The sequence below is a fragment of the Pedobacter sp. HMWF019 genome, assembly GCF_003061025.1.
Classification (GTDB): Bacteria; Bacteroidota; Bacteroidia; order Sphingobacteriales; family Sphingobacteriaceae; genus Pedobacter.
Window position 1 is genome coordinate 1 of the sequence record NZ_QAIL01000395.1, and the last position, 16,023, is coordinate 16,023.

Below are 16,023 nucleotides of genomic sequence, written 5' to 3' on the forward strand. Positions count from 1 at the left end.
ACCTAACACACCATACTATCCCCCTTCCCCGGACACCCTCCCCCAAAAAAACCTGCACCTCTTTTCACACCTCAGGGCCTGAAGCCCTTCGCGGAAGGTCTAGTGAGAAAAGAAGAGCAGGTTTTTTCCCTATATTTCAATGGCGTCAACCCAGTAACCCTTTTAAAACAATTGCTAAAATACGCCGGATCACAAACCCCAACCTCAAACGCAATCTCCTTAGCCGTCATCAAAGTAGTCCTCAACAACAACTCCGCCTCCCGATGTATCCGGTCCTGAACCAACTGGTAAACCGTCTTCTGATGATAAATACGAGCCAGGCGATTGATCCTCCAAAGTGTCATATTCAATTGATTCGCATAAAACCCCGGATTCTTCTGCTCCCTGAAATGCACTTCAATCAAATCCATCAGTTTACCAATAACATCATGATCCTTAAACAACACCATTATAGCAAATCAGGCAATTACAGATATTCCGTTACACACAGTTCCGCTTTCCCGTTCTTATACAGCAGCATCAGGTTTTCTATGCTGATGCCTTTAACATCTTCCAAGGACCCCAACTGAAAAGCCTCTATAAATCTCTGCAAAGGATCAAACGCCGCACGCAACTGAAGCCTCACAACACCAGGCTCATGGTTCCGAAGCAGCACAGAAGCCTCAATAAGCGAATCCCCATGCATTTGCAGTTCAACACCTTCAGTAGAGGTGATCAAGTTAGAATGGTTCCAGAAGTACTGGATCAAGTCGTTTTTAGTAATCATAAATTTATGCTTGGTTAGATTTTTAATAATTTTTGTCAATATTTTGATTGAATGCAAGGTTAAAAAAGGGCATTAGCCCGCAGGGCAGAGAGGAGAATTATTATGAACCCTCACCGGTCTGCACCCAAGAAAATATGATTTCATGATCAAGCCTCAGGATCTGTAAGATCCAGCGCGATCAGAAACATATTTTCCCTCTCCTGCACCATGCAATTCACGTCTTAAACCCCTTTCTGTAAACCTTCGCAGTCTGGCCATTTCTCTGTTTAAACCACCTGCTGAAGTACGGCAAATCACTAAAGCTCAACAGTTCCGAAATCTCCTTTATGGTATGCCTAGAGTGCTGCAACAAGTACAAAGCCTCTCTATAGATCCTGTCCTGCAATAGCTCATACACAGACCTGCCTAAATAAGCTTTTGCAAATCTGTTCAAAGCATGGATACTGGTACCCATTTTAACAGCATACACGTTAATATCTCGGTTATACCTAAAATCCAATTCAATCAAAGACTGCAATACCCTTAACCGCTGAAAGTCTGGCGCATAATAGCCTGAGTCCACCAGCCTAAATCCTCTGCTATATGATTTCGTTTTTGTTAGCATAAGTCCCTACATCATTTCTTTTACTTCTTATTAGGCACCCAGGTACAGGTTACATCAAGTATCTTGTTTTCTATTAAGTAGATCAGAATGCTCACTGCAGTTTCGTCATCTAAGTTTAAAGCCACTGCTACATCAACAAGCGTAAAGGATTTTCCTTCCACATGCTCCAGGAAAGCTTTGACCAATTCTTCGGGGATAAAATTCTCTTTCATAAGCTGCATTTTAAAATTCGACGATACACCAGATCCAGTTCCAGGAAGAGGTCTTCCAATGACCGATAATTAATCAAGTGGAAAATGCGTATTAAACTCACTTTGATTTGTAGCAACGTAGCATGGTGTAAATTCAATTTAATATCAGATTTTTCAGGCACCGGACCATATTCTTTAAGCAATGCAAAAGTTCTAACGAGTAATGAGGAGATAAACTTTTTAATGACCGATCTTTTATACTCCAGGTCTTCATTCTGAGATAAGATTACCTCAAAAAGATAGCCGGATAAGCTTCGGTAGGCTACATCAACTTTAGCATATACAGTTGCCGGAATATCACCGGAGCTACCTTCCAGCTCATCCAGAAGCTGAACGAAGAGCTGTATGTTGTATTTTAATCCTTGTTTGTTTTTCATCGTTCGTAAGCTATTTATAAAACCCCTCCCTCTTCAAAAATCCCAGCATCGGATCCAGCCACTCGCTCACAGGCAACCTTTGCGTAAACCCATGATTCCCCTTCGGAAACAAATGCAATTCCGCATCTACCCCATTTTTCTGTAAAGCCTGGTAAAACACAATGCTGTTGTTCACATCCACTACCTGATCATCACCGCAATGCGTCAAATAAGTCGGAGGCGTTTCTTTGGTTACCTGAAGCTCATTGGAAAACAAATCCACTTTTTCCTTACTTGGTTCTATACCCAACAAGTTAATCTTAGATCCCATATGGGTCAATTGATCATCCATACTGATCACAGGATAAACCAGGATCATAAAGTCTGGCCGAAGGCCTATGTTATCTTTATTGGGGATATAGCTCTTGGTAAAGTGAGTACCTAAAGTAGAAGCCAAATGACCTCCTGCACTATACCCAATTACACCGACCTTCGCAGGATTGACATTCCAGTTCACCGCATTAGACCGGATCACTTTCATTGCTTGTTGTGCGTCCATGAGTGGTCCATAGCTTTTGTCCCGCATCGTTTCCTTTTTCGGCAACCGATACTTTAGCACAAAAGCTGCAATTCCTTTTTCAGCAAAGGCTTTGCCTATGGCAATTCCCTCTTCTTCAAAGGCAAGGAAGCCATAAGCTCCTCCGGGGATCACCAGTACGGCTGTTCCTGTAGCTTTTTCTTTGATGGGTAGATATAGAGTCAGGGTTGGCGCATCTTCTTTGGAGAGTTTCACTGTACTTCCAGGAATAGTATCGGGGTAAAGCGGCAGCACTAGTTGTGCTACCGCGGTATACCCAACCATTAAAAAGAGCATTGATATTAATATTTTCATATGTGATTCGTTCTAAAAGTTCAATTGGTATTTGTATAGATAGTGATCATAGAGGGCATATAGAGACTGACCATAAACCCTAAAATCCTTAATCTTATTTCCTCTAAAATCAGGCAGGTAAAAGCTAAATTGGTACTTCCCATCTTTCACCGCATATACATCAATCACCGATACCTTCTCCAAAGATTCTGCAACTTCATTATCAGCAATTAATGCCGAATGGATAAACAAGTATTTTTCATTCGCTGCACTTTGCTTGTTTACATATAGCGGCGGTGAGGAAATGGTCGTTTCATTGAGCGATTTGATGTAATCCACTTTAATATGGGCATGCGAAACGGTATCAATGGTTTTTCCCTTATACAATAAGTTCAAGTTGTCATCTGTACAGATAAACTGGTTTCGGTAGTAATACACATAGATAATTTTATTAGAATTTGGGACCTTAACCAAGTTTCCGTCTGTACAAAAGATTCCATCCACCTGTTTTTCCAAAAGCTTTGCAGCCATTTTGAATCCTACCGAATCCGTCCTATAAGTAACCAATTTATTTTGACCAGCCTGGACTACCCTTAAAACAAATGAATTACCTCCAGTGTGAATAGCCTGGGTAAAAAAAGGTGGTTTAGAAGCAGACGCTAGAACTCTGTTCGATTTATTTCCTGCAAGCAGTAGTGGCCGATTTCCATCTAGGGTGTAAACTGAACTGTCATCGACCAAATTGGTATAACCCTTGGTTAATTTCGTACGATTTGGAATACCCAGTTTCACAGCCAGAGTATCTCTTAACTCAGAGTCAACTTTCACCAGCCTGTCAGGCGTATACAAATTCCCTAGATAAATGGAATCACTACTATAACCTGCAAAATTCCATCCCTGAGTCTTAAAATCTAAAATATTCCCTGGCGTCACTTTAGAGGGAGGCAGCAAACGGATAAAATTATTTTTGTTGTGCCTAAAACCATCAGAAAAGAAGCACAATAAAATGACCATAAAAACACTTCCTAAAAAGCATACAACTAGCAATAGTATTCTCTTAAACATCATAAAAATTATATATAGCCTGGGTTATAAATAACCCAGGCAAATTGAAATGATTAAAGTCGTCTTAGAGGAATGGTACATGTTGGAGGGGGGAATCCTGTAATGTCATAATCCCAGGCAGGAAGTCCCAGATAGGTACATTGCGCGCCGGTATAGGATTGGTCACAATCTACTGGATTTGTCGGACCAGGACCAAGATAACATTTACCTTGAAATATATAAGCTACATAATCGTAATTTTTTCCTCTAGCTTTAATTGCAAAAGCTGAAGTAACAGCTAGCAAAAAAGCAACTGTCATTAATAAATTCCTAATTTTCATTTTTTTTTAGTTATTAAATTAATTGCCTGCAATTTCAAGGATGCAGACCTTCCTTCTTAGTCTAGAGTAAGTTCTTTGGTCTTTTTGGATATAATAAAATAGCTGCAACACCCAACCCCAAAAAAAACATATTGAAGATTAAATGCTGAGTCCAGGTCATGTTTTGCAAAATGCCTCCACAAGAACATGGGACATAGGGGCTGAATTTTAAAATGGCTACGATATAGGCTGAAAACACAGCCATTAAACTAAAGGCAAGGTATAGGGCATAATACTGAAATTGTTTAATAGCAATGAGCAGAGAAATCAGCAGTTCAATTCCAGGTATTGTAATGGCAATTATCTTGGCATAACTGTTTAACAAAGGAGATTTACCCAGTTCAATTCTGAATTTCTGATAATCCATCACTTTAGTTAAAGCAGCATAAACAAATAGTAGGATAAAAAGAGCCGAAATCCCATCTATAGTCACAGTTTTTGCTTTTAAATTCATGACTTTCATGTCAATCTCAATAATTATTTACACGTAAAGTAGTCTCCGCACCTATTGAACCAGCAAATACAAGCGTAATGTTCCTGAACCTTGGCAAGTCGTAACCAGGCACTGTAAATGAAGTAATCAAAACACCAGTAGCCGAGTTCCTGAGTTCAAAAACCTTATCTCCTTCAGCAGCTACTGACGAAACATCCTTGAAAATGGAAATCTCCTTATAGGCCAAATTGGTTATAAAAGAACTGGTAGCGCTTCCTTGTAAATTTACGCGGATGGGGACACCATCCTTAACCAAATTAATCACCCTTACGCCAAATACATCTGCTGCATGGGAAGGGATGTTTTCTTCTTTTATAAACACGGATTCTACCGCTGCGGGAGTTCCAGCTAAAAACAGCGAATACACCCCACCATTTACCAAATCCTTCGTCTGGTTATAATAGACTTTGTTAATACCCCCAGCAGTATCCACTAGTTTAATCTCCCTGCTTCCAGTCAGCATTCCAAAAGCCTGGTAGTAGTTATTGTAAACCGCAGTGGCATTAGTACCTAAAACCAGATTTCCACTACCGTTTACTGCATTAGTAACTTGTAAACTCGCCAACGGAGTCGTTTTGATGTCCTGTTTTTTGCAGGACAATAAAATCAGCATTGATAAAAGCGTCATAATGGATAAAAATGTCATTTTCATAATTGTATAATTTGATTATAAGTTATTAGTGACTACGGGCCAGGTGGGAAGATTGTTTCTCATCTTCTCCAAGGTTTCCACTATGCTTTTATCATTATTAGATAGTTTCACAGCCCTTTCTTCCCATTCTATTGCTTTCTCTTTATGTCCCGCTTTATAAAGTAAGTTGGCATAGGTATCGTAACATGCAGCATCATTTTGGTTATAGTTCTCCAAAGCATATTGCATTACTTGGGTTGAAAATTCAAGTACTTTAGGATCATTTACATGCTCAAAAACGCCATACCATGATATATTATTAATATGATATCTGGGATGCTTTAGACCCCTTTGAAAGTACAGTACATAATATTTTGCAAAACTCGACCAATTATCCTTTAATATCCAATGATAAACCATTCTTTGGCCCCATACAATCTCCTGGCCAAGAGCGCCGAACTTTGCTGAAACCATCTTTTCCAAAGCATCCCAATCCGGTCTATCCATTTTTTTAAAATCTCCTTGAGGCAGGTATTTTTTATTAATAAAATCCATAATCTTATTTTGCGCCTGATAAACGCCTAACACTGCATTCACTTTTTCGGGTTCGTTCTTGAAAACCTTAAAAGCTTTGCTATCCTCACTACTCAAGAAATCTCCCATAAAGTTTAGGTTCTCTTTCGTATACAACTCCTCTTTCTTTAATTTAAAAAGATAGTTGCTGATATAACTCTGCGCTAGGGAGTCCATTAACTTCATATTACCTTTTTCCTTTGCTTCCTTTACTAAGGAGCGTACTATTGTATAATCGGTCTTTTTTTGGGCAAAGCCCAGGCTTGAAAGGCTTAAAAAAGCCAAACCAAATAGTAATCGTCTCATATGTCTCTCTTGTTAGTTTTTTTACTTATTGTTTAATTCAGTCTAATGGTTATAGGTTCTCTAATCATGATAGAGTCGACCTTTTTCTGTTCTTCAGTGGTTAATAAACCTGGCCCAGGAGTCCTCCCTTTGGTGTCTAATTCAAGGCCTGCTTTCCAGCTTCTGTCCTTAGCAACTACGCCATCCAGCATCCAAAGTGGAGCGGGCTTATCTTTTAAGTAGTGATCAAAAAATTGCATCATTCGAATGCTGAAATCATCTGCCTCTTTTCCTCTGACACCATGATTTCCTTCCGAATACACCAGCATCCAGGCCCTCTTCCCCATTCGCCTCAATCCTGTAAAAAACTCAATGATATTCTGATATCCAGCGATACCATCCTTTTTAGTATGCATTAATAGTAATGGAGTGGTTACTTTATGTACTTGAAAAATTGAGGAATTTTTAATATAGGCTTCTGGTCTTGCCCAAAGACTTCCTCCCATTCTAGGCTGACCGGTTTCATGAAACCCTTGCTCACTAGATCCTGTCCCTCCATCTGACAAACTACTATAACTACTAACGAAATCAGCAAGTCCTGAAGAACTTTCAGCAGCAGCAAACAAATTGGTATGTGTAACTAAATAATTCGTTTGGACACCTCCAAAACTATTACCTTGTATACCCATTTTTTTTGAATTAATAAAGGGCAACGTCGCAAGATAATTAGCAGCAGAAACCACAGCATCATAGGTTCCCTGCATAGGACTCCCCTCTTTATAATAAATATCTGGACTAAAGACCAAATAGCTATGACTTACAAAGGTTGGAATATCCATGTTACCCTTTGATAAATCAGGTTTAATATAACAATTTAAGCCATCCGATTTACGTTGATAGTAATGGAAAATAACAGGATATTTTTTATTTGGGTCGAAATTTTCTGGTTTATAAAGAATCCCTTGTAGTATTGTCCCATCTAATGATTTCCAGCTGTGCAATTCTGTTCTATACCAGTTATATTCCTTTTCGGAATTTAGATGACTTAACTGAGTAAAACTTTCAAAGTCATTTGTACTGTAATAATTGGGAGCATTAGACGCAGACATTTTTTTAACCACATATACATTTACATTTTTTGCCTTACGTGGTGAGAAACTGATTTCCCCAGGAAGATAGCCAGCATTGACTAGATCAAAAACATATGGCCCCATGTTCAACAAACGTGGATCGCCACTTTCACCTAATTTTTTCTTATAGTAACCGTTATCTTTATTTTTTAAATCGAAGCAATTTAGAATAAGCGTTTCGTTTTTATCGACAAATAGCTCCTCGTATTCTTTTAAGCCAAAATGAAATATTAGTCCATTTTTCTTTCCATATCCATTGGTAATATTCACAGGCGTTCTAACATTTAATGGATCTAACTCCCATATGTCATACTGATCATATAACAAAATCGATTCATCATTTTTCGTCCAAACAGCTCCTACTGCGCCTCTTGGTAATGTACTCATTCCCGCTCCATTATCCCATTTAGTGTCTATATCTGTAATGCCAGAGATATCCTTTGTTAAATTCCGAATTCTCTCTGTTGCAATCTCATAACTGAAATAATTTTTTTTTATTCTATCAAAGTATATTATGTATGTTCCACAAGGCGAAAGTTTAACAAAAGAGATGTTATCCAAAAAATCCAATGTTTTCTTTTGTCCATTTTCTAATGAAACTAAACCCCATGTAAATTTACCTGTAACACTCCATGACTCGCCAATGCGGGCATTTTCTATTAAGGCAAATGTCTCTTTAGCATCTCCAGATTTTGAAAATTGAAACCACTCTCCTTGTTGCTGTTGTAATCGTATAACATGACGATTCTCTAGATTAATTACTGCAAGATATTTTTGATCAGTGAGCGCATTCTCTTGTTCAGCTTGCAATTGTACATCAGTATAGCTCCAGATCTCTACGATTCCATTTTTAGAATTTATAGCCTCCCTTTTTCCGAGTAAGGAAGTAAACAGAAACTTACCATCCTTACTAAAGGAATCCAGATAACCTAAATGAAGACCCTGTTCGATGTCGGAGGAATTTTTACCCGAAATACAAATAGCGGATTTCGAGCCAAATTTATAATACCAAACTGAATCACCAGTCTTAAATGCCAGTTGCTTATGCTTAGCATCGAGGATTAGATTTTCTGGTTTATCCCCTTCCCATATATCAGAAATTTTACCTGTGGTTATATTCGCAAGATTTATGGATTGTCTAGTACCTTGCTTAGATTTAATTAAAATCAGAATATCATCGTCGAAGTCCCAACTATCCACATCATTAAATACTCTTTCTTTACTAGTTTTCAAATTCTTTAAAACTAAGTCCTTTGAATTATGACTAGTGGGATACAACAGATATTCTGCTCCTTTAATCTCCTTCAGGTTGCACCATGAGGTATTTGGAATATATTGGATATGATCAGTTCCGAGCATAAGCATACCCAGGCTATCATTTTTAGTGACAAATAAGAAGTATTTATCACTAAAAAGCTGCTGACCATCTTTCAATCCTCCTTTGAATTCCTTTTTCCATTTGCCGCCTATAGATTGCACAACTAAAGTCTTACTTCCTACCGGGACATTCTTAATATTATAGTATACATATTGCCCATTTTTACTAATTGTTGGACCATCTAATTCCGTCCATTGTTTATAAGCAATAGAATCTATTACTGGTTTCTGTGCAAACACATAGTTTACACAGAAAATCATCACCATTATTAAAAAAAATCTCATCATTGTTATTATTAATATCCTGGAGTTTGTGTTAAATTTGGATTACTCTGCAATTCATAAGATCCAATTGGATAATATTGCTGGTAACTTTTCCATGCACCACCATTACTTTTCTTCGGTGTAACTTTAGACATTAATTCATCTATTGTATTTGTTCGTTTCAGATCTAACCAGCGATGCCCCCATTCTGTAAAAAACTCTATCCGTTTTTCCTTGAAAATAACACTTAGTAGATCGTTTCGACTGATCATTGGATTGGTATCATGAATCAATCCTAAACCCGCCCTTCCCCGAATCTTATCTACATCTGAAATGGCATCGCCCAGTTTATTTTGTGCTGCCCTGGATTCGGCCCTGATCAGATACAGTTCTGCCAGACGCATCACCGTACTGTATTCTGTAATGCTTGTTGCATATGCTTTGATCTTGTACTTATAGGGATAATAATAGAGTGTGCCATTTGCATGTACATTCCCTATCCAGATATTCCGGCGCTGGTCACCTGGTTGAAAATCGTTCATTAATTCGCTGCTCAGATAAACTGGATTAAAACCCGATGGTCCTTCGTCAGGGATAATAAAGGCCCTTGCTTCCTGTGTATTATATCCGTTTCCAATAGGCTGCAACTGCCAGATCGCCTCTCTATTGTTCTTTAAAAACACCTTATCCAGTGGTTCTAATTGGAATTGTAACGTATTTGCTAAAACAAGTGATGCCTGTATCTCTGCATTGACAAAATCTTTCATAAACAAATAAGTGCGGGCCAGTAAAGCCGTTGCAGCTGTTTGGTTTGGTCTCACCCGTTCTTCTGATCCAGTCGGATAAGTCGTAATCCCATCACTTTTTAAGTAACCCTCGCTTAAAAGATTTTGCGCTGCTTTCAGGTCGGCTACAATCTGATTGTACACCAGCACTTTCGATGATCTCTTAATCAATGAGTTGATAGTATAATCGGTATTTAATACCAGCGGAACATCTCCATATAAATTCACCAGATAGAAATAATAGAAGGCCCGCATAAAATAAGCTTCTCCCAGTAAATGTTGTTTTACTGCAGGAGTCAGTCCAGAAGATACCCCAAGCCCTTCCAAAGCTTCATTGACCACATACAACCTTTGATAAGTCGTCTCCCAAAAACCACTATATATGTTTAGTGAGTTAAGGGCATTTTGATAGTACACAGATAAAGTTTGGTTTTGTGCCCCGGCATAATAATCAAATTCATCAGCAGATAAACCCGCAATAGCAGACAAACCAGTAAGTTCTTGTGGATATGTTGGACTGCCGTTACTTAAGTTAACATACAAAGAAGTAACTGCACCAATAGCCGTAGCATCATTGTTATACACATTTTTTGAACTCAAACTGGTTGCTGGGCCATCTATCTCAACGAGTTTTTTACAACTGTTGAATGTGATCGTTACAAACATCAAAGCCAAAGTGAAAATTATTCTGCAATTCATTTCGTTATTTTTTAGATTAAAAAACATTTATAAAGTGGCTTTTAAACCTATAGTAATTACTCTTAAAGGAGGAAGAGAAGTGGAACTTTTAGTTTCCGGATCCAGTCCTTTATAGTTTGTGAAAGTCCATAGATTTTGTCCTTGTACAAATAAGCTACAATTTTGTAGATGTGCACTTTTACTCCATCTTTCAAGTAATTGCCAAGAAAGAGAAACGTTTTTTAAACGTATATAAGAAGCATCGGACCATGCTGCGTCACTATTCTTCACATTACTCAAGGCCTGCTTTACATCGGAACTGATAGTTGAGAATCTTTGTGTCGAAGAGATATCTCCGGGTTTTTGCCACCTATCTAACAAAGAGGCCAATTGATTCACCTGACCACCAGACCCAAAAGAGCCTGGAGAAAATGAATTCACTCCAAATAATTGGTTTTGAGCAATCTGTTTTACAAAAGAGAATAAAAAGTCTAGTTGAAAACCTTTATACGAAAATGAATTCTGAATCCCCCCATAAAATTTAGGTGCAACATCAAGCAAAACAGTCGCGTCTAAAGTTGGGTCGGGTGTAGATGTTGGATTTCCATTATGATCTTCAAATTGATAAATTCCTGTTAAAGGGTCTACACCTAAAAAATGATAAACCTTAATCGCACTTAACGGTGCCCCAACTACGACTGTCGTGGGAAATCGAACATCAATCGATTGTATCAACGATGTTTTTGGTACAGTCAAATTGATGCTACTTGACCACTTAAAATCTTTGCTCCTTAGATTTGTGCTTGCAATTGTTAAGTCCCATCCCGCATTTTCTACTTTGTCTGTTAAATTCTGATCTATAGATTGAAAACCGGTAGTAGCTGGAAGAACATAAAAACTTAATTGATTGGATGAGCGATTCCTATAGTAATTGGCATTTAATAGTATTCTGTCTTTTAGAAACCCTAAATCCAAGCCAAATTGCAATTTATGTGTCTCCTCCCATTCCAGATATGGATTAGTTAGGCGATTTGGCTGATAAGCGACAACTCCCTGATAAGTTATGTCTTGCTGAAGAGGGTCATACAAGCTCAAAAAGCGATAATCTCCGATCTGATCACTTCCAGTTGTTCCATAGCTTGCTCTTAGCTTTCCAAAACTTAAAAATGCCAAATGATCTTTAATTAATGATTCATTGGAAAAAATCCAGGCGCCACCGACTGCGGCAAAATTATGGAACTGGCTTTTAGGTCCAAATCGAGAACTTCCATCTCTCCTACCAGTGATATTTAAAATATATTTATCCTGCCAGTTGTAATTTATCCTGCCAAATGCAGCATTGTACTTATATAGTGAATTAGTTGATGAGCCTGCTCTTATACTTGTAGCAGAGAGTATATCCTCCATCACAAGATCATTACTAAAACCAGATGCTACAATTCCAGATCCCAAGTTCATACTTTTAGAAATAGTTGTACCCAAAAGCACCTCTAACTTGCCTTTACTTAGATTATGACTATATGTTAATTGTGGTTCGATAGACCATGAATTAGTTTCATTATTTACAAGAGTTGTTGATCTTTGAGCATATGGAAGACTTTCAGGAGGTATAGATTGAAGAGTCCGCTTGTAAATTATATTAGAATTTAATTTATTATATCCGAACAAACTTTTTATCTCCAGACCAGGCATAATTTGATAACTCAAATTCATGTTGCTCATCAAATTACTTGTATTATTTGAAGAATTATCAAACAAATATCTTATCGGATTACCAGCAAACGTGGAATTTCCGGATGCATTGGGCGCCCAATTTATGTAACCATCTGGCGTATACAATTCTGGAGCAACGGGAGCGAGCGTTCTCGCCACATTGGTTAAATCTGTAATTGGCAATCGATTATTGTCAAATAAATAGCTTCCTGAAAACTCGATTTTAAATCTCTGATTAACCGAAGTATTATTGATGCTAAAACGAACAGATGTTTTATTATCCGAAAAATCATTTGGAAAAACATTTGTTTCTCTATGGTGACTAGCACCGATTAAAAAAGTAGTTCGATCATTTCCTCCCGAAATTGAAGCATTTATGTCTTGATAACTTGCAATTCCTCCAATCAGTTCCTTTTGCCAATCGGTATAACGAGTATTGTCCCAATTTCCATTTAAATCATTATCTACATACGGACCAAGCGCGGGAGCTACAATGCCATCGTTTCGTAAAGCTTCTCTTCTCATCTCTAAATATTGTTGAGAATTCATCAGGTCCAGCTCCCGCGGCACCTTCGCCCAACCAGACTGAAGATTCAAATTCACCTTGGTATCCCCTACTTTTCCTCTTTTAGTGGTAATCAAAATTGCGCCATTAGCAGCCCTCGAACCATAAATAGCCGTTGCATCAGCATCTTTTAGTATGTCAATACTTTCGATGTCTGAAGGAGTAATAAAATTAAGTGGACTACTTCCACTTATAAGGCCACCTGCACCATTCAAAATCCCATTATCTCCAGGTAATAATTGAGAAGGGAAAGGAATTCCATCAATAACGTAAAAGGGTTCGTTACCATTAAAAATACTATTTTGCCCCTGTATCCTCACCTTCACTCCCGTTCCTGCAAAACCTGTCGCCTGTTCTATAAATAATCCAGGCACTCTTCCTTGCAGCGCCAGCAACGGGTTATTCACTGGCTGCTTTTCAATCACATCAGCTTTAATCGTCGTCACATTACCAGTACTCAGCCTCTGCGTTGTTGTTCCATAAGCTATCACCTGCACTTCATCCAGCTTCGACAAACTCTGTTCTAACACTACACTCCCCATGTTTGCCGAAGCACTAACTTCCTTTGGCAAATACCCAATAAAACTCACCACGAGCACAGCACCCTCTTCCACGCCTCTCAAAAAGAACCTCCCGTCCTTATCCGTACTCACGCCCTTCCCTGTTTTCTTCACTTTCACACTAGCCCCTGGAAGTGGCTTACTATTTTCGTCCAAAATTTTGCCACTAACATCAATATTATTAAAACGATCAAAAAAAATTTCAAGAAAGGAAGGTTTTTTATTCTCCTTAATCACAATGGTATTATCGGTAATGGTATAATCCAGATTCTGCTTCACTAAAATTTGATCCAGAACCTTACATACTTCTTCGTTATCAAATTTCGCCTCTACAGGTTTTGAATTTTTGAGCAATTCTGAATCCCAGACCACATTATAGCCTGTTTGCTTTTTGATCTCTATAAAGACCTCTTTTAAACTTACCTGAGTTTTCTGCATAGTGAGCCTTTGGGCAAAACCCGCAGCACTAACCTGCATTAGTGTAGCTATTAATAGTACGGTGGTTAATCGCATAATAAGCCAATATCTTTGTATAATTACATATATTTGCATGCTTGGTATGATATGCAGTTGCCTTAAGCTTCCAATCTGTGGGCACCTGCGGTTAAACGGTTGATTTAATTATTGACTTTACGCCAAACACTAACCAGGAGTGTTCAAGCACTTCTGGTTGTTTTTCTACCTGCCCGACTAAGGGTCGTTTCTATAAAAATTTCTCATTTGTTGGTTGTTGGTTAGTGGTTAGTTGATATTGGTTAATTAAGCGTTTATTTAGTAACGTAAATGGTTTTCCCCTCAATTTTAAAATGTACACTTCCGGTGAGCTCCAGCTTCTCCAGTACTTTAGAAATATTTTCAAATCTGGAAACGGAACCACCAAAAGGTTTATTTGGGTTAACGTCTTTGTAAATGATGTCTACATCATACCAACGAGCTATTTTGCGCATAATGTTTTGTAAGGATTCGTCATTAAATACAAACTCACCGTTTTTCCAGGCAATAGCATCGTCCGGGTTTACTTCGGTTACTTTGATTGCAGTACCAGTTAAACTGGCTTGTTGGCCGGGTTTGAGGACTACGTCATCTCGACGTGAGGAGAGATCTCTCGTCGCTACGCTTCCCTCGACATGACGAACGGCGACACTTCCCTCGAGTAGAGTAGTTTTAGCAACTGGTTCATCGGCGTAGCTGTTGATGTTAAAGTGTGTTCCCAGCACTTCTACCACCTGCCCGGCGCTCTTTACTTTAAATGGATGTTGCTTGTCTTTGGTTATTTCGAAGTAGGCTTCGCCGCTTAAAGTAACCTCCCGCTGCCCACGCCCAATAAAGGTAACAGGATAAATCAATTTAGAGGCGGCATTGAGCCATACTTTGGATCCGTCAGGGAGTCGGATCTGATACTGCCCCCCACGGGGCGTTTCGATTGTGTTGAGAGCATCCGAATAGCTAGTCCGAGATTCGTATATCACCTGCCCATCGGCTGTTTTGGTGATGTCAACGCCAGCTTCTTTGGCGATGGCGCCGTTGGCGGCATCGGTTAGGGATAGGCGTTTGCCGTTGGACAGGATGAGGTAGGCTTTGTTAGAGCCGGGTTTGATGTCGTTTGCTGACAGGTCTCTCGTCGCTGCGCTTCCCTCGAGATGACGAGATGTATAGAAGAAGATGCTTAAGCCTACAACCAAAAGAACAGCTGCTGCCGCAGCAATTCTTGGCCAAAGTTGTTGAGTGATCCTTTTTCTTATAGAACCAGTTGCAGCATTTTCAGAAGATTGAATCTTTGATTCTATACCAGATTTCAAACCTGCTTCAATTTTCTGAAGATCAGACACAGACAAACGATCCGATGCATTTGGACCTTCATTAAAAAGTTCATAGTAGCTTTCCAAAACCTCCACCTCTTCTGCAGAAGCATCACCTTTCAGGTACTTTTCTATGAGTTTTAAGAATGTGTTTTGATCTGAAACTTGCATACAATCTTCGGGTCTTTTAAATACAGTATATTAAAATCACCGAATGTCCTATACCGAATGAAAATATTTTTTCCGGTCAGCTTTTCATCGCCATTAAAATCATAGAAATGGTCATCGCTTTATCCAGTGTATCCTTTAAATGGTTGGTTGCTGTGAGCAACTGGTTTTGTACGGTCTTTTGCGCTATTCCCAAAATGTCACTGATTTCTTTTGTAGAGAGTTCTTCCTGAAACCTCATCTTAAAGATTTCTTTACGTTTCTCCGGCTGTAATTCCAGCCATTGCTCAATTTTTGCTTTGAGTTCTTTTAAATTGATTTCGGAATCGGCCTGGGTATCGGCTATGGCCATGTGTTCCAAGGGCTCCTCAAATACGGGTAAGCGTTTTCCTTTCTTGTACTGCATAAATACCTGATAGCGCACCGAGACATTAATATACGCCTCCAGGTTATCAATATTCTTTTCTACCCGCTTTAACCAAAGATCTGCAAATACATCCTGTATCAGTTCTTCGCAAACCTGCGCTTCACGCAGTCGTTTGTAAGCCTCGTTAAATGATTTCTGCCAGTACCGTTTGTAAATTTCATCAAACGCAGCTTTGCTGTCTTGCTTTAAAGAAGCAAGCAATTCCGCATCAGAAAGTGTAGCGTACATCTTCATCGTTTCACGAACTGGCTTATTTGGTTATTTAAAAATACTAAAAACTTATTGCAATGGTATGTATTTAAG

16 protein-coding genes are annotated in these 16,023 nt (G+C 38.7%); all 16 read right to left on the reverse strand.

Going from position 1 to position 16,023, the window contains the following annotated elements; all coding sequences use genetic code 11:
- Positions 1-71 precede the first annotated feature (71 nt).
- A complete protein-coding gene (locus tag DBR11_RS21400) occupies positions 72-410 on the reverse strand; it encodes a helix-turn-helix domain-containing protein (protein WP_158275354.1) in 339 nt (112 codons plus the stop codon).
- 56 nt (positions 411-466) lie between these two features.
- Positions 467-766, reverse strand: coding sequence for a hypothetical protein (locus DBR11_RS21405; RefSeq protein ID WP_146186615.1), 300 nt, complete (start codon positions 764-766; stop codon positions 467-469).
- A gap of 214 nt (positions 767-980) precedes the next feature.
- Entirely contained in the window at positions 981-1,370 is a 390-nt protein-coding gene (locus DBR11_RS21410; RefSeq protein ID WP_108554658.1) for an AraC family transcriptional regulator, read from the reverse strand.
- A gap of 20 nt (positions 1,371-1,390) precedes the next feature.
- Positions 1,391-1,582, reverse strand: a complete 192-nt coding sequence (locus DBR11_RS21415; RefSeq protein WP_108554659.1) for a hypothetical protein — start codon at positions 1,580-1,582, stop codon at positions 1,391-1,393.
- The gene (locus DBR11_RS21420; protein WP_108554660.1) at positions 1,579-1,998 is read right to left on the reverse strand and encodes a hypothetical protein; all 420 of its coding nucleotides are present in this window, start codon (positions 1,996-1,998) and stop codon (positions 1,579-1,581) included. The genes DBR11_RS21415 and DBR11_RS21420 overlap by 4 nt, the downstream gene beginning before the upstream one ends.
- Before the next feature lie 10 nt (positions 1,999-2,008).
- Positions 2,009-2,869: an alpha/beta hydrolase gene (locus DBR11_RS21425; RefSeq protein WP_108554661.1), complete on the reverse strand. Its 861-nt coding sequence runs from the start codon at positions 2,867-2,869 to the stop codon at positions 2,009-2,011.
- A 12-nt stretch (positions 2,870-2,881) separates the two neighbouring features.
- The gene (locus DBR11_RS21430) at positions 2,882-3,916 is read right to left on the reverse strand and encodes a hypothetical protein (protein ID WP_146186616.1); all 1,035 of its coding nucleotides are present in this window, start codon (positions 3,914-3,916) and stop codon (positions 2,882-2,884) included.
- Between the two features lie 50 nt (positions 3,917-3,966).
- A complete protein-coding gene (locus tag DBR11_RS21435) occupies positions 3,967-4,233 on the reverse strand; it encodes a hypothetical protein (RefSeq protein ID WP_108554663.1) in 267 nt (88 codons plus the stop codon).
- 61 nt (positions 4,234-4,294) lie between these two features.
- Positions 4,295-4,726: a MauE/DoxX family redox-associated membrane protein gene (locus DBR11_RS21440; protein ID WP_158275355.1), complete on the reverse strand. Its 432-nt coding sequence runs from the start codon at positions 4,724-4,726 to the stop codon at positions 4,295-4,297.
- 16 nt (positions 4,727-4,742) lie between these two features.
- A complete protein-coding gene (locus DBR11_RS21445; RefSeq protein WP_146186617.1) occupies positions 4,743-5,417 on the reverse strand; it encodes a DUF4397 domain-containing protein in 675 nt (224 codons plus the stop codon).
- A 15-nt stretch (positions 5,418-5,432) separates the two neighbouring features.
- On the reverse strand, positions 5,433-6,275 hold the full coding sequence (locus DBR11_RS21450; protein WP_108554666.1) for a hypothetical protein: 843 nt from the start codon (positions 6,273-6,275) through the stop codon (positions 5,433-5,435).
- 32 nt (positions 6,276-6,307) lie between these two features.
- Positions 6,308-9,049: a S9 family peptidase gene (locus DBR11_RS21455; RefSeq protein WP_108554667.1), complete on the reverse strand. Its 2,742-nt coding sequence runs from the start codon at positions 9,047-9,049 to the stop codon at positions 6,308-6,310.
- 8 nt (positions 9,050-9,057) lie between these two features.
- Complete coding sequence (locus DBR11_RS21460; protein ID WP_158275356.1) at positions 9,058-10,509, reverse strand: RagB/SusD family nutrient uptake outer membrane protein; 1,452 nt, start codon at positions 10,507-10,509, stop codon at positions 9,058-9,060.
- A 27-nt stretch (positions 10,510-10,536) separates the two neighbouring features.
- Entirely contained in the window at positions 10,537-13,878 is a 3,342-nt protein-coding gene (locus DBR11_RS21465; protein WP_108554669.1) for a SusC/RagA family TonB-linked outer membrane protein, read from the reverse strand.
- A 215-nt stretch (positions 13,879-14,093) separates the two neighbouring features.
- Positions 14,094-15,296: a FecR family protein gene (locus DBR11_RS21470; RefSeq protein WP_108554670.1), complete on the reverse strand. Its 1,203-nt coding sequence runs from the start codon at positions 15,294-15,296 to the stop codon at positions 14,094-14,096.
- Positions 15,297-15,372: 76 nt separating this feature from the next.
- A complete protein-coding gene (locus tag DBR11_RS21475) occupies positions 15,373-15,948 on the reverse strand; it encodes an RNA polymerase sigma factor (RefSeq protein WP_158275358.1) in 576 nt (191 codons plus the stop codon).
- Between the last annotated feature and the right edge of the window lie 75 nt (positions 15,949-16,023).

Excerpts from the sequence above, each read along its gene's own strand:
- DBR11_RS21425 (WP_108554661.1), bottom strand. The coding sequence starts at position 2,869 with ATGAAAATATTAATATCAATGCTCTTTTTAATGGTTGGGTATACCGCG.
- DBR11_RS21465 (WP_108554669.1), bottom strand. The coding sequence starts at position 13,878 with ATGCAAATATATGTAATTATACAAAGATATTGGCTTATTATGCGATTA.
- DBR11_RS21460 (WP_158275356.1), bottom strand. The coding sequence starts at position 10,509 with ATGAATTGCAGAATAATTTTCACTTTGGCTTTGATGTTTGTAACGATC.
- DBR11_RS21435 (WP_108554663.1), bottom strand. The coding sequence starts at position 4,233 with ATGAAAATTAGGAATTTATTAATGACAGTTGCTTTTTTGCTAGCTGTT.
- DBR11_RS21470 (WP_108554670.1), bottom strand. The coding sequence starts at position 15,296 with ATGCAAGTTTCAGATCAAAACACATTCTTAAAACTCATAGAAAAGTAC.
- DBR11_RS21445 (WP_146186617.1), bottom strand. The coding sequence starts at position 5,417 with ATGAAAATGACATTTTTATCCATTATGACGCTTTTATCAATGCTGATT.
- DBR11_RS21410 (WP_108554658.1), bottom strand. The coding sequence starts at position 1,370 with ATGCTAACAAAAACGAAATCATATAGCAGAGGATTTAGGCTGGTGGAC.
- DBR11_RS21440 (WP_158275355.1), bottom strand. The coding sequence starts at position 4,726 with ATGAATTTAAAAGCAAAAACTGTGACTATAGATGGGATTTCGGCTCTT.
- DBR11_RS21405 (WP_146186615.1), bottom strand. The coding sequence starts at position 766 with ATGATTACTAAAAACGACTTGATCCAGTACTTCTGGAACCATTCTAAC.
- DBR11_RS21450 (WP_108554666.1), bottom strand. The coding sequence starts at position 6,275 with ATGAGACGATTACTATTTGGTTTGGCTTTTTTAAGCCTTTCAAGCCTG.
- DBR11_RS21455 (WP_108554667.1), bottom strand. The coding sequence starts at position 9,049 with ATGATGAGATTTTTTTTAATAATGGTGATGATTTTCTGTGTAAACTAT.
- DBR11_RS21415 (WP_108554659.1), bottom strand. The coding sequence starts at position 1,582 with ATGAAAGAGAATTTTATCCCCGAAGAATTGGTCAAAGCTTTCCTGGAG.
- DBR11_RS21475 (WP_158275358.1), bottom strand. The coding sequence starts at position 15,948 with ATGTACGCTACACTTTCTGATGCGGAATTGCTTGCTTCTTTAAAGCAA.
- DBR11_RS21430 (WP_146186616.1), bottom strand. The coding sequence starts at position 3,916 with ATGATGTTTAAGAGAATACTATTGCTAGTTGTATGCTTTTTAGGAAGT.
- DBR11_RS21400 (WP_158275354.1), bottom strand. The coding sequence starts at position 410 with ATGGATTTGATTGAAGTGCATTTCAGGGAGCAGAAGAATCCGGGGTTT.
- DBR11_RS21420 (WP_108554660.1), bottom strand. The coding sequence starts at position 1,998 with ATGAAAAACAAACAAGGATTAAAATACAACATACAGCTCTTCGTTCAG.